At 67.5% G+C, this 23538-nt stretch carries 19 protein-coding genes; 5 read left to right on the plus strand and 14 right to left on the minus strand.

The features are described from left to right. Positions 1-18 precede the first annotated feature (18 nt). The 8 genes from C0V75_RS00735 to C0V75_RS00770 all read right to left on the minus strand — a co-directional run bounded on the left by C0V75_RS00735 (position 19) and on the right by C0V75_RS00770 (position 9495). A complete protein-coding gene (locus C0V75_RS00735) occupies positions 19-1638 on the minus strand; it encodes a GMC family oxidoreductase (RefSeq protein ID WP_101918990.1) in 1620 nt (539 codons plus the stop codon). 86 nt (positions 1639-1724) lie between these two features. After that, positions 1725-2528 carry a carnitinyl-CoA dehydratase gene (locus C0V75_RS00740; RefSeq protein WP_254216339.1) on the minus strand — a complete coding sequence of 268 codons (804 nt, stop codon included), beginning with the start codon at positions 2526-2528 and terminating at the stop codon, positions 1725-1727. Then, positions 2525-4522 carry an acetate--CoA ligase family protein gene (locus tag C0V75_RS00745; RefSeq protein ID WP_101918991.1) on the minus strand — a complete coding sequence of 666 codons (1998 nt, stop codon included), beginning with the start codon at positions 4520-4522 and terminating at the stop codon, positions 2525-2527. Before C0V75_RS00745 ends, C0V75_RS00740 begins: the two co-directional genes overlap by 4 nt. Positions 4523-4725: 203 nt before the next feature. Then, positions 4726-5889: an acyl-CoA dehydrogenase family protein gene (locus tag C0V75_RS00750; protein WP_101918992.1), complete on the minus strand. Its 1164-nt coding sequence runs from the start codon at positions 5887-5889 to the stop codon at positions 4726-4728. An 11-nt stretch (positions 5890-5900) separates the two neighbouring features. Continuing rightward, entirely contained in the window at positions 5901-6656 is a 756-nt protein-coding gene (locus C0V75_RS00755) for an SDR family oxidoreductase (protein ID WP_101918993.1), read from the minus strand. Next, positions 6653-8110, minus strand: coding sequence for a carnitine 3-dehydrogenase (locus tag C0V75_RS00760; RefSeq protein WP_101918994.1), 1458 nt, complete (start codon positions 8108-8110; stop codon positions 6653-6655). Before C0V75_RS00760 ends, C0V75_RS00755 begins: the two co-directional genes overlap by 4 nt. 19 nt (positions 8111-8129) lie before the next feature. Then, positions 8130-8579 carry a hypothetical protein gene (locus C0V75_RS00765; protein WP_101918995.1) on the minus strand — a complete coding sequence of 150 codons (450 nt, stop codon included), beginning with the start codon at positions 8577-8579 and terminating at the stop codon, positions 8130-8132. Between the two features lies 1 nt (position 8580). Next, complete coding sequence (locus C0V75_RS00770) at positions 8581-9495, minus strand: 3-keto-5-aminohexanoate cleavage protein (protein WP_101918996.1); 915 nt, start codon at positions 9493-9495, stop codon at positions 8581-8583. A 72-nt stretch (positions 9496-9567) separates the two neighbouring features. Here C0V75_RS00770 and C0V75_RS00775 point away from each other — a divergent pair, with 72 nt between their 5' ends. After that, complete coding sequence (locus C0V75_RS00775; protein WP_101918997.1) at positions 9568-10575, plus strand: GlxA family transcriptional regulator; 1008 nt, start codon at positions 9568-9570, stop codon at positions 10573-10575. Between the two features lie 234 nt (positions 10576-10809). Here C0V75_RS00775 and C0V75_RS00780 read toward each other — a convergent pair whose 3' ends face one another. Together C0V75_RS00780 and trpS are read right to left on the minus strand one after the other, a co-directional pair. Continuing rightward, positions 10810-11895, minus strand: a complete 1086-nt coding sequence (locus C0V75_RS00780; protein ID WP_101918998.1) for a hypothetical protein — start codon at positions 11893-11895, stop codon at positions 10810-10812. Between the two features lie 24 nt (positions 11896-11919). Next, on the minus strand, positions 11920-12966 hold the full coding sequence (gene trpS / locus C0V75_RS00785; protein WP_101918999.1) for a tryptophan--tRNA ligase: 1047 nt from the start codon (positions 12964-12966) through the stop codon (positions 11920-11922). Positions 12967-13063: 97 nt separating this feature from the next. Here trpS and C0V75_RS00790 point away from each other — a divergent pair, with 97 nt between their 5' ends. Next, a complete protein-coding gene (locus tag C0V75_RS00790; protein ID WP_101919000.1) occupies positions 13064-13747 on the plus strand; it encodes a rhomboid family intramembrane serine protease in 684 nt (227 codons plus the stop codon). On the opposite strand, the gene murJ is transcribed toward C0V75_RS00790, so the two are convergent. The 3 genes from murJ to C0V75_RS00805 all read right to left on the minus strand — a co-directional run bounded on the left by murJ (position 13738) and on the right by C0V75_RS00805 (position 19301). Beyond that, positions 13738-15282, minus strand: coding sequence for a murein biosynthesis integral membrane protein MurJ (murJ, locus tag C0V75_RS00795; RefSeq protein WP_101919001.1), 1545 nt, complete (start codon positions 15280-15282; stop codon positions 13738-13740). The genes C0V75_RS00790 and murJ overlap by 10 nt on opposite strands. Positions 15283-15285: 3 nt before the next feature. Beyond that, positions 15286-18060, minus strand: coding sequence for a [protein-PII] uridylyltransferase (locus tag C0V75_RS00800; RefSeq protein ID WP_101919843.1), 2775 nt, complete (start codon positions 18058-18060; stop codon positions 15286-15288). Positions 18061-18143: 83 nt separating this feature from the next. After that, positions 18144-19301, minus strand: coding sequence for a penicillin-binding protein activator (locus tag C0V75_RS00805; RefSeq protein ID WP_101919002.1), 1158 nt, complete (start codon positions 19299-19301; stop codon positions 18144-18146). 139 nt (positions 19302-19440) lie between these two features. Here C0V75_RS00805 and rsmI point away from each other — a divergent pair, with 139 nt between their 5' ends. The 3 genes from rsmI to gshB all read left to right on the plus strand — a co-directional run bounded on the left by rsmI (position 19441) and on the right by gshB (position 21956). Beyond that, positions 19441-20316: a 16S rRNA (cytidine(1402)-2'-O)-methyltransferase gene (rsmI, locus tag C0V75_RS00810; protein ID WP_101919003.1), complete on the plus strand. Its 876-nt coding sequence runs from the start codon at positions 19441-19443 to the stop codon at positions 20314-20316. Positions 20317-20584: 268 nt separating this feature from the next. Then, complete coding sequence (locus C0V75_RS23430; RefSeq protein WP_254216340.1) at positions 20585-20926, plus strand: YraN family protein; 342 nt, start codon at positions 20585-20587, stop codon at positions 20924-20926. Positions 20927-21011: 85 nt separating this feature from the next. After that, complete coding sequence (gshB, locus tag C0V75_RS00820; protein ID WP_101919005.1) at positions 21012-21956, plus strand: glutathione synthase; 945 nt, start codon at positions 21012-21014, stop codon at positions 21954-21956. Between the two features lie 33 nt (positions 21957-21989). On the opposite strand, the gene C0V75_RS00825 is transcribed toward gshB, so the two are convergent. After that, on the minus strand, positions 21990-23504 hold the full coding sequence (locus tag C0V75_RS00825; RefSeq protein ID WP_101919006.1) for a YifB family Mg chelatase-like AAA ATPase: 1515 nt from the start codon (positions 23502-23504) through the stop codon (positions 21990-21992). Positions 23505-23538 lie beyond the last annotated feature (34 nt).

Raw genomic sequence — 23538 nt, forward strand, 5'->3', positions numbered from 1 at the left:
CGGCACCCCCGCAAAGGATCAGCGCGCGTCGGCCAGCACCAGCTCTGCGCCCTTCCATCCCAGCATCATCGCGGGCGCGTTGGTGTTGCCCGCGATGAGGTTGGGGAAGCTGGAGGCGTCGATCACCCGCAAGCCCGCCACGCCATGCACCCGCAGCCGCGCATCCGCCACGCTGGTCGCCGCATCCGGCCCCATCCGGCAGGTGCAGGACGGGTGATAGACAGTGCCGGACCGCTTGCGGAAATCCTCGATCAGCGCCTCATCCGTCGTCACCTCCGGCCCCGGACGCAGTTCTTCGGCGATCAGGCGGGCCAAAGGCGGCTGCGCCGCTAGATGGCGCAGATACTTCACCGCCAGCAGCATTTCCTGCACGTCATGGTCGGTGGAAAAGGCATTGGCAGTGATCACCGGATGGCGGAACGGATCGGGCGATCCGATGCGGATATGGCCCCGGCTGGTCGGGCGGCAATTCGACAGGCCAAGCGACATGCCGGGAAAAGGATCGGGCGTCAGGATCGGCCGCTCCCCTTCCCGCGGGATGAGGGTGGAGAAGGCCTGCATGTATAGCTGCATGTTGGGGCGTGCGAGGTCGGGCGACGTGCGGAAGAAGCCCCCCGCATGGTTGATCGACTTGGCCAGCGGCCCCGACCCTGCCAGCACATATTTCATCCCGGCGATCAGCTTGCCCCACCACGGGCGGAGTTCGTCGTTATAGGTGGGAACGCGCATCTTCCAGGTGTAGTTGATGCCCTGATGATCGCTCAGATGATCGCCCACATTGGGGTTGTCGCGCAGGACGGGGATTCCCAGGCCTTGCAGCAAGGCGCCCGGCCCGATCCCCGACAGTTGCAGCAGTTGCGGCGAGTTGATCGCCCCCCCGGACAGGATCACCTCGGCCTTGGCGCGCAGGGTGCGGGTCTGCCCGCCCTGCACATAGTCCACGCCCACGGCGCGGCCCTCCTCGATGATGACCCGCGTCACCATCGCCCCGGTGATCACCCGGCAGTTCGGTCGCTTCATCGCCGGGCGCAGGAAGGCGCGCGCCGCGGAATTGCGCCGCGCCTTGTGGATGGTCATCTGGTAGATGCCCGCCCCTTCCTGGCTGCCCCCGTTGAAATCGGGATTGTGCGGCAGGCCGGCGCTTTCGCAGGCGGCAACGTAATCCTTCACCAGAGGATGCAGCCCCTTGCGATTGGCGGACACGAAGAGGGGGCCGCCCTTGCCGCGCCAATCATCGCCGCCCGCCTCGGTATCCTCCATGGCCTTGTAAGCGGACAGCACATCGTTCCAGCCCCAGCCGGGATTGCCTGCCGCCTCCCATTCCTCGTAATCCGCGCGGTGACCGCGGATATAGACCATGGCATTGATGCTGGACGATCCGCCCAGAACCTTGCCGCGCGGCCAGTGGTCGCGCTGCCCGGCAAGGCCGGGATCAGGTTCGGTCTTGTAGAGCCAGTTCACCGCAGGGTCGTAGAACAGCTTGCCATAGCCCAGAGGCAGCATCACGAAGAAGCGCCGGTCGGTCCCGCCTGCCTCCAGCACCGTCACCCGATGCCTGCCGCTCGCGGTCAGCCGGTCGGCCAGCACGCAGCCCGCCGATCCTGCCCCCACGATGATGTAATCCGTCTCATTGCCCATGATGGCCCACCTCTGCTTGCGGCGGAGCCTAGCGCCACATCATGGGGCGGCGTGACAGACAGCGACAGGAAACTGTCGTTTCCGTGTTACTTGCCTTTCCAGACGGGATCGCGCTTCTCGGCGAAGGCGCGGGCCCCTTCGAGCTGATCCTCGCTGGAATAGAGCCTGTCCACCGTCGCCAACTGCCGCTTGGTGATCCGGTTCAGCGCATCCTGAAAGCGCAGCGCCTCAGCCTCGCGCACCACTTCCTTGATCGCGGCATAGACGAGTGGCGGCCCGCTTTCCAGCAGCCGGGCAAGTTCCCATGCCTTGGGCAGCAGGTCTTCGGAGGTGGTGATTTCTTTCAGGATGCCCCAGCGCAGCGCCTCTTCGGCGTCGAACCAGCGCCCGGTCAGCAGCAGGTCCATGGCGACATGATAGGGGATGCGCTTGGGCAGCTTGATTGAGGCCGCATCGGCCACCGTGCCCGACCGGATTTCCGGCAAGGCAAAGGTCGCGTTGGCGGAGGCAAGGATCAGGTCGCAGGACAGCGCCAGTTCAAGCCCGCCCCCGCAGCAGATGCCGTTGACGGCACAGATCACCGGCTTGTTCAGGTTCGGCAGTTCCTGCAAACCGCCAAAGCCCCCCACGCCGTAATCGCCATCCACCGCATCGCCTGCGGCAGCGGCCTTCAGGTCCCAGCCGGGGCAGAAGAACTTGTCCCCTTCGGCCCGCAGGATGGCGACGCGCAAGCTGTCATCATCGCGGAAGTCGCGGAAGGTCAGGCCCATGATCCGGCTGGTGGCGAGGTCGATGGCATTGGCCTTGGGCCGATCCAGCGTCACCTCCAGCACCGCGCCCTCGCGCCGGGTCCGGATCGGGCCTTCGGTCCGCATCTGCATGCCGCTCATTCCGCTTCCTCCCAGATGACCGCGTCCACCGCCACGGCACCCGTGGCCGTCAGCATCAGCGGGTTGATCTCGATTTCCTCCAGCGCCGGGCTGGCCTGCATCAAGGCCTGCAAGGCCATGACGGCCCGCACGGCGGCGGCCGTGTCGGCCTTCGTCCGCCCTCGATAGCCATCCAGCAGCGGCCAGAGCCGCAACCGGCGCAGGGCCTGCGCCACCTCCTCCGCCGTCACCGGCAGGACAAGGGTCACCGTATCGGCCAGGACTTCCGCCGTGACGCCACCGAAGCCAAGCGTTACCGTCGCGCCATAGACCGGGTCGCGGCGCAGGCCGACCAGAAGTTCCGCCACCACGCCCGCGACCATCTCTTCGGCCAGATAGCCCTGCGCTCCGGCCATCTCGGCCTGCCCTTCCAGCGAGGTCAGGCCAAGGCGCACGGCGCCAGCTTCCGTCTTGTGTGCAAAGCCCAGCCCTTTCAACGCAAGGGGCGCGGTCAGCCCTGCCGCCTTCGCCGCCAGTTCCGGAAGTGTCGGCGCAGTCACCGCGCGAGGCACGGCCACACCAGCCGCCGCGATCAGGGCCTTGGACGACGCCTCGTCCCGCATCCGCAGCTTGCGGTCACCGATGACGGGCCAGGGCCGCCAGCCGCCCCGGTTCGGCCCCGTCTGCGCGGCCTTGATCGCGCCCAGCGCGGTTTCCAGACCCATCATCGGCACGACGTTGGGCGCGGCCATCTTTACCGCCAGCGCCTCGTCGAAATTCTCCGGCAGGGAGGCGACGGCGAAGGCGGGTTTCCCCGTGTTCTGCGCGGCCGCCACGATGGCATCCAGCGCGGGCATGAAACTGGAGGGATCACAGCGATCCGGGCGCGGCGGGTCGATGATGAAGATGCCTGCGTCGTATCCTGCCAGCATCGTGGTGAAGACATCCGTCGTGCGCGGCCCGTCGCCCCAGATGAAGGTGTGATAATCCAAGGGGTTGGAGATGAAGACGATGGGGCCGAGGATATCGCCCAGTCGCTGTCTCTGCGCCTCGGACGGGGGCGGGAAATCCACGCCGAAGGGCGCGGCAAGGTCGGCCACCAGCCCCGCCTCGCCCCCGGAACAGGACAGCGAACAGAGGCGCGGGCCGATCTGCGGGCCGCAATGGTGGAAGATCTTCAGCGTCTCGATCAGTTCGGCAGGCGTCGCCACCTCGGCCACGCCGCAGGCGCGCAGGAAGGCGGAAGAGGCCGCCCCCCCACCGGCGAGCGAGGCAGTATGCGAGGCCGCCGCCGTGCGCGACAGTTCCGTCTTGCCCGACTTGATGCAGACGATGCCCTTGCCCGCCGCCCGCGCGCGTTCGGCAAGGTCGGCGAAGGCGGCCGCATCGTCGATGCCTTCGACATACATGCCCAGCGCCGTCACCCGCTCATCCGCGAGCAGCGCGCCGGCCAGTTCCGCGAGCCCCACCTGCGCGGCATTGCCGAGGCAGGCGACATAGGCCACCGGCAACCCGCGGGCCTGCATCGTCAGGTTGATGACGATGTTGGAGGATTGCGACAGAAGCGCCACCCCCCGCTCCACCCGGACCCCGCCATGCTGATCGGGCCAGAGGAGCGCGCCGTCGAGATAGTTGATGACGCCATAGCAATTGGGGCCAAGGATGGGCATATCCCCCGCCGCCTGCACAAGACGGGCCTGAAGATCGGCCTCGCCCGCCTCTTCCCAGCCGGAGGCGAAGCAGGTCGCACCGCCCGCCCCCATCGCGGCGAGTTCCGCCACCACATCCAGCGTGGCATGGCGGTTCACGCCGATGAAGGTCGCGTCCGGCGCATGGGGCAGATCGGCAAGACTGCGGTAACAGGATACCCCCGAAATCTGATCCCGTGTCGGGTGGACAGGCCAGACCGGCCCGTCGAATCCCATCTTGCGGCATTGCTCGACCACATTCGCCGCCCAGCCGGAGCCAAGCACGGCGATGGAGCGCGGGCGGAGGAGGCGGTGCAGGTCCCTCATGCCCGGCCCTCGGAACAGATGAAGAGGCAGAAAGCGCCCCCTGCCCGGACAACGGACAGGGGGACTTCACCTGTTACGGTCATCGGCGTCCCCGCCTGTACCGTGCGATCAGAGTGGACTCGATGCATTAACATTCCGTTACTTCATCTGTTCTCAAATATCCTCGGGGGGTCCGGGGGGCGAAGCGCCCCCGGAGTCTGCCATCACGCGCCAAAGGCCCGCAGCATCTGGCGGCTGATGATGTGGCGCTGGATTTCGGACGTGCCTTCCCATATCCGTTCCACCCGCGCGTCGCGCCAGATCCGTTCCAGGGGAAGGTCATCCATCAGGCCCATACCGCCATGGATCTGGATCGCCTCGTCGGCGATGAAGGCCAGCACCTCGGTCGCCTTCAGCTTGGCCATGCTCATGTCGGCCTCGGTCACCGTGCCCTGATCGAATTTCCAGGCCGCTTCCCAGGTCAGCAGTTCCGCCGCCTTCAACTCCATCGCCATGTCGGCAAGCTTGAAGCTGATCCCCTGGAACTTGCCGATGGACTGGCCGAATTGCTGGCGTTCCGCCGCATACTGCACGGCATGGGCCAGCGCGCGTTCGGCGCGGCCAAGGCAGGTGGCGGCGACTTGCAGTCGGGTGGCCCCCAGCCAGGTATTGGCCACCTCGAACCCCTTGTGCACCTCGCCCAGGATCTGGCTTTTCGGGATGCGGCAATTGTCGAATTCGAGGATGGCGTTGGTATATCCCCGGTGGCTGACATTGCGGTAGCCGTCGCGCACGGTGAAGCCGGGCGTGCCCTTGTCGACGAAGAAGGCGGTGATCAGCTTCTTCTTGCCGCGCGGGGTATCCTCTTCGCCGCTGGCCATGAAGCAGATGGCGAAATCGGCCAGATCGGCATGGCTGATGAAATGCTTGGTGCCGTTCAGAACCCAGTCATCACCATCTTGCCGGGCGCTGGCCTTCATGCCCCGCAGGTCGGACCCGGCGCCCGGTTCCGTCATGGCGAGACAATCCCATTTCTCGCCCCGGATGCAGGGGTAGAGGTATTTCTGACGCTGCTCTTCGGTGCCTGCCAGAAGGATGTTCGACGGCCGTGCGACGCAGGTCCAGTGCAGCGCGTAGTTGGCCTTGCCCAGTTCCTTTTCGTAGAGCAGCCAGGACAGGGTATCGAGGCCCGCCCCCCCCACCTCGGCCGGCATGTTGGCGGCGTAAAGGCCCGCCTGCATGGCCTTGGCCTGAATCTGCTTGATCAGGTCCATGCGAAGGTGGCCGCTGCGTTCCACCTCCATCTCATGGGGGTAAAGCTCGTTCTCCACGAAGCTGCGCGTCGTGTCGACGATCATCTGCTGTTCTTCAGTCAGGCCGAAATGCATGGCGGTCTTCCTTACGGATCAACGTTGTAGGTCATGCCGTCAACGGCAAGCGCCTGCCCGGACACCATCTTCGCCCCGTCCGAGGCAAGGAACAGCGCCATGGCGGCGACATCTTCGGGATCGGTCAGCCGCTTCATCGCGGTGCCGCTGGCATAGCCCTGACGGACGGCATCGGGAGTCATGCCCTTGGCCGCGGCCTCGGCCTCGATCACGCGGTCGATGCGAGGGCCATTCACCGAGCCGGGGCAGATCGCATTGGCGCGGATGCCGTGGGGGCCGAGTTCCATCGCCACCGTCTTCATCAGGCCGATGACGCCCCATTTCGCCGCCACATAGGGGGCGCGGTAGGGCGTGCCGTAGAGGCCGGAGGTGGAGGAGGTGAAGATCATCACGCCCTGCCCCGCCGGTTTCATCAGCCGCGCGGCGTGTTTGGCCGCGATCATCGCGCCATCGAGGTTGACAGCAAGGCAAGCGTGCCATTCCGCAAGGTCCATGTCCTCGATCGCGGCGGTCGGGCCCTTGATCCCTGCATTGGCGCAAAGCACGTCCAGCCCGCCCCAATCGTCGGAGATGGCGGCGAAGAGGGCGATCATCTCGCCTTCATCCGATGCATCGCAGCGGATGGCGCGGATACCCGGCGGCACGGTCGCCACGGCGGCGGCATCCACATCGGTCACCCAGACCTGATCTCCGGCAGCGGCGAAGGCGCGGGCCATCACCAGCCCGATCCCGTTCGCCCCTGCCGTGATCAGGACGCGGCGTGTCACTTCTTCTGCCCCACATGGCGGCCCGCCGCTTCGGGGCGCGGCAGGGCGGCATGGGCCTTGGCGATGGGCAGCAGACGGTCAAGGATCGCGGCCGGTGCGGCGCAGGTCTTGCCCGCCTTCATGTCCACATGCAGCAGCATCTGTTCCAGGGTCGCCACCGCCTCATCGCCCTTCAGGATGCGGATGAAGATATGCAGCCGCTTTTCATCGGCATGCAGCACCTGAACCGTCCCGGACAGCGCATCGCCCAGCTTGGCCTCGCCCAGATGCATGATGTGGGTCTCCGCCGTGTAATAGCTGAAGCCCGTGCCGACATAGGCGATATCCGCCCCGATATGGCGCAGGAAGGCATCCGAGGTTTCCGAGGCCGCAAAGAGATAGCGGCTTTCGGTCATGTGTCCGTTATAGTCGATCCAGCCCGGCAGGACATGCATCCGCGCCATTTCCATCGGCTTGGCATGGTCGGGGGTCGGGTCGGGCATGGCCTGACGGCGGCGGGCGTCATGTTCCAGCAGGACCTTGCCCGCGCCCCAGTTCCGTTCCTTCAGCACCCGCAGGAAGCCGATCAGGTTCTGGTCGCGGATGCGTTCCAACTCGCGGATCGAATGATGCCCCGATTGCGCGTCGGACTGCCCGGCGATGAGGTCCACGAGTTCATCATTGAACTCCGGCACGTCCATCAGTTTGGTCCAGGGCCAGGTCAGGCAGGGGCCGAACTGGGCCATGAAATGCTTCATCCCCGCCTCGCCCCCCGCGATGCGGTAGGTCTCGAACAGGCCCATCTGGCCCCAGCGCAGGCCAAAGCCCATGCGGATCGCCTCGTCGATCTCTTCCGTCGTGGCGATGCCGTCCTTGACCAGCCAGAGCGCCTCGCGCCACACGGCTTCGAGGAAGCGGTCGGCGATATGGGCGTCGATCTCCTTGCGGATATGCAAGGGGAACATGCCGATTTCGCGCAGGGTTTCCTTGGCGGCCTCGATCAGGGCGGGGTCGGATTTGGCCGACGGCACGATTTCGGCGAGGGGCAGGAGATAGACAGGGTTGAAGGGATGGGCCACGAAGATCGTGGCGGGGTTGGCGGCGTTCTGTTGCAGTTCGGAGGGTTTGAAGCCAGAGGTAGAGGAACCGATGGGCGTGCCGGGTGCAACCTGTTGAATTTGCGCGAAGACGCGGTGTTTCAGGTCCAGCCGTTCGGAAACGGATTCCTGGATGTAATCCGCCCCTTCCACCGCCTCGGTGATGGTGGAGGCGAAGGTCAACTTGCCTTCGAGCGGCATCGGGCCGTCCGACAGGGCGGGGAGCGCGCGCTTCGCGTTGGCGATGACCTCGCCCACCTTGCGCGGGGCCTCGGGATCGGGGTCGAAGACCGCCACGTCCCAGCCATTGAGCAGGAAGCGCGCAGCCCAGCCGCCGCCGATGACCCCGCCCCCGATGATGCCCGCCTTGCGCGCCATATGCGTCTTCTCCCGTTCCTCAGAGGGCCCAGATCAGGGCCAAGAGCATGAGGGCGATCACGACCGCCCCGATCCTTGCAGCGCGGGGCAGGTCGAGCCCCGCCCCGGCGCCGATGTTCTGCGGTGCGCCAGATCCGGCGCGCCCGCCTTTTCCCGTCGGCCGGTCCGTTCCGGCCAGCCGCAGCGCCTCGTCCGAGAAGGCCACCGTGATGGCCGCCCCCGGCGGGGCGTGGGGTGGCGGCTGGGTCGGCAGCGCGCCATAGCGGGCCGCCAGGCTTTCCGCCGTCACCTCGCCCTGGCGCAGGGACTGCGCCTCTTCGGGCGTCACCTGCACCTGCACCGCCTGCGCCAGGCCCTTGAGAAGAAAGCCTGCCTCCAGCGGTTCCAGCACCCAGCCCTGCCCCAGCGGGATCACCTTGCCCGTCGCCAGAAGGGCATGGAGCGGCGGGAGGGGGCCGACCTTCTCCACCTTACCTCGGCAAAGGCGGGCGCTTTTCCAGCTTCAGCCGGGCGCGCACTTCGGCGGGGGTGATGACGCGGGCCCCCATGTTTTCGATGATCGTCGCCGCCCGTTCCACGAGCTGCGCATTGGTGGCCAGAACGCCCTTGTCGAGCCAGAGATTGTCTTCCAGCCCCACACGCACGTTGCCACCCGCCAGAACCGCCGCCGCGACATAGGCCATCTGGTTGCGGCCAAGCGCAAAGGCGGAATAGTGCCATCCGGCGGGGACGTTGTTCACCATGGCCATGAAGGTGTTCAGGTCATCCGGCGCCCCCCATGGCACGCCCATGCAAAGCTGGACGAGGACGGGTTCGGGGATCCCCCCCTCCTTCACCAGTTCCTTGGCAAGCCAGAGATGACCGGTATCAAAGGCCTCGATCTCGATCCGCACGCCCGCCGCCGTCATCCGCCGGGCCATGTCGCGCAGCATGCCGGGCGTGTTGACCATGACGTAATCGGCTTCGTTGAAATTCATCGTGCCGCAGTCGAGCGTGCAGATTTCCGGCCGGCATTCCACAACATGCGCCACCCGTTCCGTGGCACCCGCCATGTCGGAGCGCGGACCGAGGCGCGACATGTCCTCGGTCCCTTCGAAATAGATGTCGCCACCCATCCCGGCGGTGAGGTTCAGCACCACATCGGTGTCGGAATCCCGAATGCGTTCCGTCACTTCGCGATAGAGCGCGGGGTCGCGGGCAGGCTTGCCGGTTTCGGGGTCGCGGACATGGCAATGGACCACGGCGGCACCCGCCTTGGCCGCTGCGATGGCGCTGTCGGCGATCTGCTGGGGGCTGCGCGGCACATGCGGGCTGCGGTCCTGCGTGCCGCCCGATCCGGTGACGGCACAGGTGATGAAAACCTCGCGGTTCATGGCCAGCGGCATGGCGATCCTCCCTTGTCTGCCTGCCAGATTAGCCTGCTTGCGCCGTGATGCTTTGCGCTTTACGCAAATGCTATGGCTGAAAACGTCAACATCTTCTTGCCATCGCGCGCGCCGCTGACCTTTGCGGTGCTGGTGCTGCCGCATGCCTCGATCCTTGAAGTGGCCTCGGTCCTTGATCCGATGCGGGCCGCGAACCGGCATCTGGGGGAAGAGGCCTATCGCTGGCGCGTGGTGTCGCCCGATGGGCGGCCGGTGCCGCTGACCTGCGGGATCGAGTTACCTTCGGCAGGGCCTCTGGCGTCGGCGGAGGGGGCGGATGTGCTGATGGTGATCGTGGGATATCGGCAGGCGGAAGTGGCGAAGCGGCCCTTCTTGCAGGCCCTGCGCCGGATGGCGCCGCGGTTCCGGCTGATCGCGGGGGTGGATGCGGGGGCCTGGGTCATGGCGCGGGCGGGGCTGCTGGACGGCTATCGCGCCACCGTCCACTGGGAAGACCTTGAGGATTTCGCCGCCGCCTTCCCGCAGATGGAATGCCTGCCGGACCGCTATGTCATTGATCGCAATCGGATAACCGTCGGCGGGGCGGCACCGGCCCAGGACCTGATGCTGCATCTGATCGGGGCGCGGCACGGGGCGCCGGTGGCCCGGCAGGTGGCGGCCTCTTTCCTGACCACGCAGCGCGCGGGGCATGAGCCGCAGGTGGCCCCGCCACAGCGCGACCCGCGTCTGGACGGGCGGGTGGCCGAGGCCATCGCGCGGATGGAAGCCCGGATCGACGACCCCGAACCGATGGCGCGCATCGCGCGGGCCGTGGGGCTGAGCCCGCGACGCATGGAAAGCCTTTTCCTTCAGTATCTTGGCGAGAGTCCGGGGGCCTATGCGATGGGGCTGCGGCTCCAGGCGGCGCGGCGGATGGTGACGGATACGCGGCACCCCTTGGCCGAGGTGGCGCTGCGGACGGGGTTTTCCTCTCCCTCGACCTTGAGTCGGGCCTTCAGTCGGCGGTTCGGGGTGGCACCGTCGGTCTTGCGGCGGGGCCAAGGGCTTGCGAACGCTGCGTTTATTCCTGCCAAGGGCTGAAAACGGCCGTGCCGTATCCTGTGCCGCCTTTTGTGCCGCAAACTGTGGCCACGCAGCGCACGGCGAGGTTCGGTTAACCAAGGCGGCAGAAAGGCCTTGGGAATGGCCTTCCGCACATCCTTTCTTCACCCTCCTCCCTGCATCCTGCGGCTGTTGGCGGTTGGTCCAATGCCCCTCCGGCAACGGAGGGTCCTGTGGAGGTTGTGATTGCGTATCTGGGCCAGGATGAAGGGGCTATGGGCTTTGCTCTTCCCCCCGCGCGGCGGCCCGGCGCAGGGCGGCGAAGAGGCGGGTCTGCAAGGCATTGCCCAAAAGGATCGCGGCAGAGAGGAGCAGCGTCACCATCCCGCCCACCAGCGCATAGCCAAGGCCTGTCACCCGGACCGTGGCGCGCAACAGGCGGGCCTTGCCCAAAACCTCGGCCTTGGCGAGGATGCGGGGACCCAGCGCCTCGGTCGCATTGGCAAGGCGGCGCGCCTCGGCGGCATCGTCGATCCGCGACAGAAGATGCAGCGCGGTCGTCGTGTCGGTGGCCCGACGGATGCGGTCCAGATCGGCGGCGACGCTGACCAGCGGCGCGAAGGCATCGGCGCGGAGCGTGAGGGCCACCTCGTCAAGGCTGCGGGCGCGACGCAGCGCGATCCAGTCCACGCCATCGGCTGCGGCGCGGGTGATGAGGTCGGTCAGGCGGGGGGAAAGTCGCCCCATCCCGCGGGCCAGCTTGATCCCCGATGCGCCCAGCTTCGCCGCCGCCGAGCTGCCGCCAGAGGCGACAACGGTGGCCGTGGCCCCCAAGCCCACGATGGAAAGGGCGATGGCGATGCGGTCCACCTCACCGCCCGCCAAGTAGTCAATGGCGCCTTTGATGATCGTCGCAAGATCGCCGATGGGGGTGAGCATGATGGGCGCCTGACACATCAGGAAATTCGACAGGGTGCAGGCGGCGGGGTCCAGCGTGCAGGCCGCGCAATTCGCGGCATTGGCCCAGAAGCCCGAATCCTCGGCCCAGGCCGCGTCATAGGCGGCCTTCACCTCGGGCGGCAGGGGCTGGCCCAGATCGGCGGCCAGATCATGCAGCGCTTGCAGCACCACCCAGTCGCGGCGGGGCGCGGCGAGCTGGGAGGTGATGCGGCCGGGGATGGTGTCCGGGGAGAGACGGGCGAGTTCGCGGTCGATGGTGGCGGTGATCTCCGCCGCCGTGGCATCCCGCAGGGGGGCCAGCGTCGGATCGAGCGCGATGCGCGCGGCGGAGAGGGCGGTGAGCGCCAGCGATGCCGCCAGCGCCAGCGTCAGGGCATATCGTGTCCAGCGCCGGAACATACGCCCCCCATCCCTCGCCCCCCGTCAGCCGCGCCGCGACCGGATCATGCCGATGACATCATAGACCTGATCAACGATGGGGCGGGCGATGGCATCGGCCCGTTCGGCCCCCTTGCCGAGGATGCGGTCGATCTCGGCCGGGTCCTGCATCAGCCGGTTCATCTCCAGCGTGATCGGTTCCAGCTTGGCCACGGCCAGATCGGCCAGCGCCGGCTTGAATGTGCCGAATTGCGCCCCCGCATAATCGCGGATCACCTGTTCGGCTGTGTGCCCCGCCAGCGCGGCGTAGATATTCACCAGATTGCGCGCCTCGGGCCGGTCCTTCAACCCGTCGAGGCTGTCGGGCAGCGGCTCCGGGTCGGTCTTGGCCTTGCGGATCTTCTTGGCGATGGTGTCGGCATCATCGGTCAGGTTGATGCGCGACTGGTCCGAGGGATCGGATTTCGACATCTTCTTCGTGCCATCGCGCAGGGACATGACGCGGGTGGCGGCGCCTTCGATGACGGGCTCCACCACGGGGAAGAAATCCACCCCGTAATCATTGTTGAACTTGATGGCGATGTCGCGAGTCAGTTCCAGATGCTGCTTCTGATCCTCGCCCACCGGGACATGGGTCGCCTTGTAGGCCAGGATGTCTGCGGCCATGAGCGACGGATAGGCGAAAAGGCCCAGCGAGACATTCTCGCTGTTCTTCCCGGCCTTGTCCTTGAACTGGGTCATCCGGCTCATCCAGCCCATGCGGGCGATGCAGTTGAAGATCCAGCCCAGTTCGACATGGGCGGAAACCTGGCTCTGGTTGAAGAGGATCGACCGCGCGGGGTCGATGCCCGCCGCGATGAAGGCGGCGGCGCCCTCGCGGGTCTGCTGGCGCAGTTTCTCCGGGTCCTGCCAGACGGTGATCGCATGCATGTCCACCATGCAGTAGATCGTTTCGATCCCTTCCTCCTGCTTTTCGACAAAGCGCTTGAGGGCGCCAAGGTAATTGCCGAGGGTGAGGCCGCCCGAGGGTTGAATCCCCGAGAAGATGCGCGGCGGGAAGGAAGCCTGAGGCGTTTGGACCGGCTCGGCCATGATGTCGCTCCGTCTGGAAAAGGTCGGGATTTCCGCTTAACGATGCGGCGACGGGGCGTCAATCGACGCCTGCCCCGAAGCATGAGACCAAGGCCCGATGCAAGACCGCAATGCCCCGCCGCTGAACCCCCTGCCCGCCATCGTCTGGGTGCTGGCCTTGCCGATCATCGCGATGGAGGTGGTGGTGGGGCTGGGCGGTGCCGGGATCCTTGGCGGGCTGGAAGGGGCGGGCTGGCGGTTGCAGGCGCTGGAGCGCTTTGTCTTCTCTCCGCCCCTGATGCAGGCGATGCTGGAGGCGCAGCAATATCCGCCACGGCAGATGGCGCGGCTGGTCACCTATCCCTTCGTGCACGGGTCAACGACCCATGCGGTCTTTGTCGTGGTGATCCTGCTGGCGCTAGGGAAGATGGTGGGAGAGGTGTTCCGCTGGTGGGCGGTGCTGGTGGTCTTTTTCGGGGCCGCGGTGGCGGGGGCCTTTGCCTATATGCTGGTGCCGGGGATCGAGGCGCCGCTCTTCGGCGGCTATCCCGCGACCTATGGCCTGATCGGCGGGTTCACCTTCCTTTTGTGGGTCAATCTGGCGGCGGTGGGGGCGAACAAGTTCCGCGCCTTCAGCCTGATCGGGTTCCTGCTGGCGATCCAGCTTCTGTTCGGTCTCCTGTTCGGGGGGGGATACGAATGGGTGGCGGATGTGGCGGGCTTTGCCGCCGGGTTCCTGTTGTCCTTCGTGGTCAGCCCGGGCGGGTGGCACCGGGTGGTGGCGAAGATCCGTCAGCGCTGACGGCGGAGCGCGGATTTGAGGTCCGAGGGCCGGATCGCGCCGAGGGCGAGGGCGGCGAGGCCATAGCTGCCCATGCCCAGGGCGACGAGAAGCGCGAGCGCCGCGTAACGCCAGCCTTCGGTGCCGAGCATCGGGCCGAGGGCGACCATGCCGAACCAGAGCACCGCACCCATGATGGCGCTGGCGGCAAGGATGCGGGGAAGGCGCTGGCGGAAGCGGGGGTCGAAGCGGGCCTCGTCGCCCATCTTCCGGGTGCCGAGCCAGAGTTGCAGGACCATGGTCCAGCCCGAGAGGGTGGTGGCGAGCGCGGCGGCGGAAAAGCCGATGAGGGGCAGAAGGCCCACGGCGATGACGGCGTTGATGACCATCGACCAGACGGCGAAGCGGAAGGGGCTGCGGGTGTCCTCGCGCGCATAGTAGAGCGGCTGGAACACCTTGTGCAGCACGAAGGCCGGCAGGCCCGCGCCGTAGATGGCGAGGGCGAGGGCGGTGGCGGCGGCGTCATCCGGGCCGAAGGCGCCGCGCTGGTAGAGGACGGTGCAGAGCGGCAGGGCGATGACGATGAGCGCGACGGCGGCGGGAAGCGTGAGGAAGAGCGCGAATTCGGTGCCGCGATTGAAGGAGGCGCGGCCGCCTTCGGCATCGCCGGCGCGCAGGCGGCGGGAGAGATCGGGGAGCAGGACGGTGCCCACGGCGATGGCCACGACGCCGAGGGGCAGTTGGTAAAGACGGTCGGCATAGGACAGCCAGGCCACCGCACCTTCGGTGAAGGAGGCGACCTGGCGACCGACAAGGAGGTTCACCTGGACCACACCGCCTGCCAGCACGGCGGGGGCCGCGATCAGGGCGAGGCGCCGGAGGTCGGGTGTCAGGCGCGGCAGGCCGGGGGCGAAGCGGAAACCCGCGCGATGGGCGGAAACCCAGGTGAAGGCCAACTGCGCGATGCCGGTGAGGGGGACGGTCCAGGCCAGCGTCAGGCCCATGTCCCATCCCCAGTGATCGGCGAGCAGCATGGCGGCGATGAACATGAGGTTCATCAGGACGGGGACGAAACTGGCCTCGGTGAAGCGTCCGAAGGCGTTCAGCACACCCGAAAGCAGCGCGACGAGCGAGATGAAGAGGATATAGACGAAGGAGATGCGCCCGAAGAGGACGGCGAGGTCGAAGCGTTCATCGCCGGCGAAGCCCGAGGCCATCAGCCAGACCAGCCAGGGCATGGCCAGCGTGCCGAGGACGGAAAAGACGATCAGCACGGCGGCAAGCCCGTTGAAGGCATCACGGGCGAAGCCCTGTGCATCCTCGCCGCCTTCGAGCTTTTTCGAGAACATCGGCACGAAGGCCATGTTGAAGGCCCCTTCGGCGAAGAAGCGGCGGAACATGTTGGGAAGGGAGAAGGCAATGAGGAAGGCCTCGGCCACCGGCCCGGCACCGAGATAGGCGGCCATCATCACGTCGCGGGCGAAACCCGCCCCGCGCGACAGCAGCGTCCATCCGCCGACGGTGAGGATGGAGCGGATGAGGCGGATGGGCTGCATCCCCTACCCCTGCGCCCGTTCCGCGCCTTCGGCGATGGCCTGGCGCAGCTTCTTTTCCAGCGCCTCCTGCTTGGCCCTGGCATGGAGTTTGAGGCCGAACATGTCCTTCACATAGAAGCTGTCCACCACTTGCGCGCCGAAGGTCGCGATGACGGCGGAGGCGATGTAGATGTTGTTGTTGGCCAGCGTCCGGGTCAGATCGTAGAGCAGGCCGGGACGATCGCGCGTGTCCACCTCGATGATGGTGTAGATGTCGGAACCTTCATTGTCGAAGGTGATATGGGTGGGGAAGCGGAATTCGCGTTCGCGCTTTTTCACCTTGTCGCGGTCCTTCAGCGCGTCGCGCGCCACCACCTCGCCATTCAGGGTCTTGCGGATCATCTGGGACAGGCGCGGCAGGCGGGCCACCTCATAGGGTTTGCCCTCGCTGTCCTGCACCCAGAAGACCGCGGTCGCATAGCCGTCCTTGGAGGTATAGGTGCGCGCATCCACCACATTCGCGCCGACCAGTGCCAAGGCCCCGGCAAGGCGCGAGAAGATGCCGGGATGATCGGCCAGTGCGAAACAGGCGCGGGTCGCGTCGCGACCGTCATCGGGATGCAGGTCGATGCGGATGTCGCTGTCGGGCAGGTCCTTCAGCAGGCGGGCGAAGACGACATGGCTGTCGGTGGGCAGGCCCTGCCAATAGGGCGCGTAATGGCGCGATGTTTCGTGCCGCAGGTCGGCGGCAGACCAATCGGCGAGCCTCTCGCGCAGGGCCCGTTTCGCCTCATCCTCGCGGTTCTCGCGGTTGAGGGTTTCAAGGCCGCCTTCCAGCGCATCCGCCGTCTGGCCATAGAGCGAGCGCAGCAGCATGGCCTTCCAGTTGTTCCAGGTCCCCGGCCCTACCCCGCGAATGTCGCAGACTGTGAGCACCGTGAGCAGATCGAGCCGCTTGCGCGATTTCACCGCCTTGGCGAAGTCGCGCACCGTGCGCGGATCGCCGAGGTCACGCTTCTGCGCGGTGTCGGACATCAGGAGGTGATAGCGCACCAGCCATTCCACCGTTTCCGTCTCTTCCGCCGTCAGGCCGAGGCGGGGGCAGAGGCGGCGGGCGATCTGCGCGCCAAGGATCGAATGATCCTCGGGCCGGCCCTTGCCGATATCGTGCAGGAAGAGGGCAACATAGATGACCTTGCGGTTCACCCCGGCCTTGAGGATGCCGGAGGCGACGGGAAGCTCTTCCAGCAGCTCGCCCCGCTCGATCTGGGCAAGGATGGAGATGCACTGGATGATGTGTTCGTCCACCGTGTAATGGTGATAGACGTTGAACTGCATCATCGCGACGACAGGTTCGAATTCCGGGATGAAGGCCGCCAGCACGCCGAGTTCGTTCATCCGCCGCAGCGCGCGTTCGGGATTGCCGTGCTTCAGCAGCAGGTCGAGGAAGATCTGCACCGCCTCGGGGTCGGATTGCATCTCTTCGTCGATCAGGTCGAGCCGCGCGGTGATCTGGCGCATCACGTTGGGATGCAGCAGATAGCCGGTCCGCAGCGCCTCTTCGAAGACGCGGAGAAGGTTGAGCTTGTCGGCAAAGAAACGGCGCGGATCGGTGAGGTCGAGACGGCCCTGCACCAGCTTGTAGCCGGGTTTCACCCGCTTGGTGCGCTTGAAGATGCCGAAGAGGCTGGCTTCGGGCTTGGCGTGGCGGGCCTCGAGTTCCGTCAGGAAGACGCGGGTCAATTCACCAACGCGGGTGGCGTGGCGGAAATAGTCCTGCATGAAATGTTCGACGGCCCGCCTGCCGGCCTTGTCGTCATAGCCCAGACGGGCGGCCACCTCGACTTGCAGGTCGAAGGTGAGCTGGTCCATCGCGCGGCCCGTGATCAGGTGCAGGTGGCAGCGCACGGCCCAGAGGAAATCTTCGGCGCGGGTGAAGTCGTCGAATTCCTCGCGCGCCAGAAGCCCGGCAGCGACGAGGCCTTCGGCCGAAGAGACGCGGTTGAGATACTTGCCGATCCAGTAGAGCGTCTGGAGATCGCGCAGGCCGCCCTTGCCCTCTTTCACATTGGGTTCGAGGACATAGCGTTGCCCGCCCTGCCGGCGGTGGCGTTCGGCGCGTTCGGCGAGTTTCGCCTCGATGAATTCCGGACCGGTATTGCGGAAGAGTTCGCCCCAGAGCCTGTCACCCAGATCGAGGGCGAGGGGTTCGAAACCGGCGATGAACCGGTGTTCCAAAAGGGCAGTGCGGATGGTGATATCCTCGCGTCCCAGGCGGAGACAATCCTTCACCGTGCGCGAGGCGTGGCCGACCTTCAGCTTCAGGTCCCACAGGATGTAGAGCATCGATTCGATCACCGATTCCGCCCAGGGCGTGATCTTCCACGGTGTGAGGAAGAGGAGATCGACATCGGAATAGGGGGCCATCTCGGCACGGCCAAAGCCGCCGACGGCAAGGACGGCCATGCGTTCCGCCTCGGTCGGGTTGGCGAGCGGGTGAAGGTGGTGGCGCGCGATATCGAAGGCGATGGCGACGAGGATGTCGGTCAGATGGGCCTGGGCGCGGATCATGGCGCGGGCGTCATGCGGGCGGGCGGCGAAAGCGGCGGCGAGGGCCGCATTGCCGCGGGCGCGCGCCTCGGCCAGATGGCGGACGGTGGCGGCGCGGGCGGCGCGGGGATCGGCCGCGGCGGGCAGATCGGCCAGGATGGCGGCGCGCAGGGGGGCGGGGTCGATGATCTGCGGCCCCGGCAGGATCATGCCGGGGGGTTCATCGGGGAAGAAGCGGTCGGTCTGCATCCTTTCGGTTTGCAGCGTCCGGGCGCGGGCCGACTGGGCCTTGGTCATGGTCTGGGGCGCGGTTCTGAGGCGCGGCGGGAGGGTCAGAACCCGGCCCCGCCAAAGCTGCGCGGTGCGGGATCGACCACGGTCACGGCGTTGTTCTGGATGCGCGCCACCGCCAGGCCACGTTCATTCGTGCCATTGGCCAGCAGACGGAAGACGCCGTTGACGCCCGCAAAGCCCGCGCCCTGGGTCAGCGCGGCCCGGTCCATGCCGCGGCCCTGCTTGGCCAGCGCACCGATGGCGGCGATGCCGTCATAGGCGATGGCCGAGACGGGATGCGGCGCCTCGCCGAAGGTGGATTGGTAGCGGGCCTGGTACTGGGCGAAAAGCGCCGGGTCGGGCATGGCGAAAATGCCGCCCTGCACCCCTGGCAGCGCCAGAGTGGCGGCGGGAATGTCCCAGCGGGTCAGGCCGATATATTGCGTGCTGGTCGGGTTGACGCCGTTCTCCGACAGAAGCTGCGTGACGAGGGGAAGCGCCCCCGCCGTGTCCGCCGTCAGGAAGACGGCCTGTGCGCCCGAGGAACGCGCCTGCGCGGCAAGGGCCGGAATCGCCTGGACGATGCCGTTCTGCGAGAACTCGTACCCGCCCGTGGCGACGACGCTGCCGCCCGCGGCGGTGACGCCCGCCTGGATGGCGGCGCGGCCCGCCTCGCCCTGCGCGTTGCGGTCATGGATGATCATGATCTGCGACTTGCCGGAGCGGACGGCATAGCCGGCCAGCCGCCTGGCGGTGTTGTCGAAGGTCGGGCCGAGGACGAAGACATTGCCCCCCGCGATGGCGGGGTTGTTGGAGAAGGACAGGACATTCACGCCGGCCGAGGCGACGGCGAGGCCCGCCGCATTCGCCTCTTCGGCGAAGACCGGGCCGAGGATGACGGTAGCGCCGTCAGCCACGGCCTTGGCGGCGGCGGCGGAGGCCTGGGCGGGCTGGCCCGCGGTGGGATAGACGCGCAGGTCGATCTGCACCCCGGCGAGATCGCCGATCGCCATGCGGGCGGCATTCTCGATCGAACGGGCGAGGAGCTGGTCGCTGGCCTGGCCGCTGCCCGAAGGCACCAGCAGCGCGACCGGCACCGCGCCCCCTTGCGACACGGCCGGGCCGGAGGCCGGCTGACAGGCGGCAAGGGCGAGGGCGGAAAGGGCCAGGACGGCCTTGCCCAGCGACTTGCGGGCGGTGCGCAAAACAGAGAACATGCGGTTTCCTCACTCCCTTGGCGGCGGCGACCGGCCTCCATCGACCGGGCCGCGCGAAATCGGGTTGCAGGTTAAGGGGTTCCACCGGGGAAGTAAACTTGTCAGGGGGGACGAGGGCAATGTCGGGAGGGCAGCGGGCATGACTCCGCCGGGATCGGTCTGGGAGAGGCGGGCGCTGGCGCCTGGGCTCCATCTGGTGGCGACGCCGATCGGGGCGGCGCGGGACATCACGCTGCGCGCGCTGGACATCCTCGCCTCGGCCGATGTGCTGGCGGCGGAGGATACGCGCACGCTGCGGCATCTGATGGAGATCCACGGCATCCCGCTGGAGGGGCGGCCGCTGGTGCCCTGCCATGACCACAACGAGGCGGCGGCGGCGGCGCGGCTGGTGGCGGCAGTCGCAGCGGGGAAATCGGTCGCCTATGCCAGCGAGGCGGGGACGCCGCTGGTGTCGGACCCTGGCTTTGCCCTGGCCCGCGCCATGGTGGCGGAGGGTCTGCCGGTGACGGCGGCGCCGGGGCCTTCGGCGGTGCTTTGCGCCCTCGCCGTGGCGGGGCTGCCCTCGGACAGGTTTCTCTTTGCGGGCTTCCCCCCCCCGGCCCAGGCCGCGCGACGGGCCTTCCTCGACGGGTTGAAGGGCGTGCAGGCGACGCTGGTCTTCTACGAATCGCCCCGCCGCCTGCCCGCCCTCCTGGCCGATCTGGCCGAGCGGCTGGGCGGCACACGGGAGGCAGCGGTCTGCCGCGAACTGACCAAGCGCTTCGAAGAGGTGCGGCGCGGGAGGCTGGAGGCCCTTGCCGCCGATCTGGCCGGGGAAGAGGTGAAGGGCGAAGTCGTGGTTCTGGTGGACCGCGCCGCGCCGGAGGCTGCGGAAACCGCCACATGGGAGGCCGCGCTGGATGAGGCCATGTCGCGGATGAGCGTGAAGGATGCGGCGGCCATGGTGGCCGAGGCCTTCGACCTGCCACGGCGGGACGTCTATCAGGCAGCGCTGCGGAAGGGGAAAGGGGATTAGCAAAATCTTCACTGACTGGCCCTAGAAAGGGAAAAGGTTCGGTCAGGAGGGGAAGATGGGATTTCGCGGTGATCCATCGGCATTCGAACGGGCGGCGTCCGGGGCATTGGTGCCGGGGACCTTGGCAATAGGGTCCGTCGCTCCGGGGCCGGGGGCAACCGGGCCGGTCTCTGCGAGGCCGTCTGTGTCTGGACAGGCGGTCTGCGGGGCCCTGGCGCGCGCTGCGCGACGGGCACCGGCGGGCGAGGCGCGGCGGGCGCGGGGCGCCATGGCTTTTCAGGCTGGTTGGGCGGCAGAGGATCAGGTCGCCCGCCATTACGACCGGCAGGGAGAAACGGTCTGTGCGCGGCGCTGGCGCGGGCAGGCGGGCGAAATCGACCTCGTGGCGCGCGACGGGGAACGTGTGATCTTCATCGAGGTCAAGCAGAGCCGCAGTCATGACGAGGCGGCAGGTCATCTGGGGCCGCGCCAGATGCAGCGCATCTGGAATGCCGCCGCCGAATTCCTGGCCGGGGAGCCGCGCGGGCAACTGACGGAGGTGCGGCTTGATCTGGCGCTGGTGGATGGGCGCGGAGAGGTGAAGGTGATCCGCGACGCCTGGATGGCCTGAGGGCGCGCATGGCCTGTGCGGCGGAGGGCATTTGCATCCGCTGCGGGCTTGCGCCATCAAGAGGCAGCACAGCGCGGAGCAAGACATGAAGCTGAAGGTCGCCTTCCAGATGGACCCGATCGGATCGGTGAACATCAACGCCGATTCCACCTTTCGAATCGCGCTGGAGGCGCAGGCGCGCGGGCATGACCTGTTCTACTACACGCCCGACAAGCTGGCTTTCGTCGAGGGTCGGGTCACGGCGCGGGGCTTTCCCATCGAGCTGCGGCGCGAGGTCGGGAACCACGTGACCTATGGCCCCGAGACGGAGGTCGATCTGGCGGAGTTCGATGTGGTCTGGCTGCGCCAGGACCCGCCTTTCGACATGGGCTATATCACGACGACCCATCTGCTGGAGATGATCCATCCCGGGACGCTCGTGGTGAACGATCCTTTCTGGGTGCGGAATTCGCCCGAGAAGCTGCTGGTCCTGCGCTTTCCCGACCTGACGCCGCCCACGGCCATCGCCCGCGATCTGGCCACGATCCGCGCCTTCAAGGCGCGGCACGGCGACATCATCCTGAAGCCGCTTTACGGCAATGGCGGCGCGGGGGTGTTCCGGCTGGACCCGAATGACCGCAACCTCGCCTCGCTGCATGAGCTGTTCACCGGCATGAGCCGCGAGCCGCTGATCGTGCAGAAATTCCTGCCCGATGTGGCCAAGGGCGACAAGCGGGTGATCCTGGTCGATGGCGAACCCATCGGCGCGATCAACCGCGTGCCGCAGGCGGGCGAGACGCGGTCGAACATGCATGTGGGCGGGCGGCCCGAAAAGATCGGGCTGACGGCGCGGGATCTGGACATCTGCGCCCGCATCGGCCCGGTCCTCCGCGAGAAGGGGCAGGTCTTCGTGGGGATCGACGTGATCGGCGACTGGCTGACCGAGATCAACGTGACCTCGCCCACCGGCTTGCAGGAGTTGGAGCGGTTCGACGGCACGAATGGCGCGGCCCGCATCTGGGAGGTGATCGAGGCGAAACGGGCGGGGTGAGGGGGCGAAGAACTTTCGGACGAAAATTCTTCGTCAGCCCTGCGGGCCGAGGACGAGGCGATAGCTGACCGCCTCGGCCAGATGCGGCAGGCGGACCGGGTCGCTCTGATCCAGATCGGCGATGGTGCGCGCCACGCGCAGGATGCGGTGATAGCCCCGCGCGGTCAGGCCGAAGCGTTCCGCCGCGCGGGTCAGGAAGGCGCGGCCTTCGGCATCGGGCGTGGCGGTTTCCTCCAGAAGCCGCCCCTCCATATCGGCGTTGACGCGCAGGCCGGGATGGGTGGCGAAGCGCTGCGCCTGCCGGGCGCGGGCGGCGGCGACGCGGGCTGCGACAGTGGCGGAGCTTTCGCCCGTGGCGGCAAGGTCAAGGTCCTGCCAGGCGACGGGCGGCACCTCGACCCGCAGGTCGAAGCGGTCCATCAGGGGGCCGGAGATGCGGCCCAGATAATCTTCGCCGCAGAGCGGGGCCTTGGTGCAGGCGCGGGCCGGATCGGTGAGATAGCCGCAGCGGCAGGGATTCGCGGCGGCGACGAGCAGGAAGCGGCAGGGATAGCGGACATGGGCATTGGCGCGGGCGACCACCACCTCGCCCGTCTCGATCGGCTGGCGCAGGGTTTCCAGCACGGGGCGGGCGAATTCGGGGAATTCGTCAAGGAAGAGGACGCCGTTATGGGCAAGGCTGATTTCCCCCGGCTTCGCCCCCTTGCCGCCGCCCACGATGGCGGCCATCGAGGCGGTGTGGTGCGGTTCGCGGAAGGGGCGGCGTCGCGAGATGCCGCCTTCGGAGATCAGGCCCGCCAGCGAATGGATCATGGAGGTCTCCAGTGCCTCGGGCGCCGAGAGCGGCGGCAGAAGGCCCGGCAGGCGGGCGGCAAGCATCGACTTGCCCGATCCCGGCGTTCCGACCATCAGCATGTGGTGGCGGCCCGCGGCCGCAATCTCCAATGCGCGCTTGGCGCGTTCCTGCCCTTTCACCTCGGCCAGATCGCGCAGGGTGGGGCTGTCCAGCACCTCGCCCGCCTCGGCGGGGGTGAGGGGCGATTGGCCGGTATAGTGGCGCACCACCTGATCGAGCGAGGCGGCGGCCAGCACCTGCACCGCACCGACCCAGGCCGCCTCGGCCCCCGAGGCGCGGGGGCAGAGGAGGGCGCGATCCTCCTCCGCCGCGGCAAGGGCTGCGGGCAAGGCGCCGATGACGGGCATTAGGCGGCCGTCGAGTGAGAGTTCGCCCAGCGCGACGGTGCGTTCGACGCTGTCCTTGGGGATGATCTCCAGCGCCGCCAGCAGGGCGAGTGCGATGGGCAGGTCGAAATGCGCGCCTTCCTTGGGCAGGTCGGCGGGGGCGAGGTTCACCGTGATGCGCCGCGAGGGCAGCGCGATGGACAAAGCCGACAGCGCCGCGCGCACCCGTTCGCGGGCCTCGGACACGGCCTTGTCCGGCAGGCCGACGATGCCGAAGGCGGGCATGCCGGGGGCGACGGCGCATTGCACCTCGACCATCCGCGCCTCGACCCCTTCGAAAGCCACCGTGAAGGCCCGTGCCAGCATGTCACCCCCTGCCCTTCCGGCATCAGGGTTAGCG

Source organism: Tabrizicola sp. TH137 (assembly GCF_002855575.1).
Classification (GTDB): domain Bacteria; phylum Pseudomonadota; class Alphaproteobacteria; order Rhodobacterales; family Rhodobacteraceae; genus Paragemmobacter.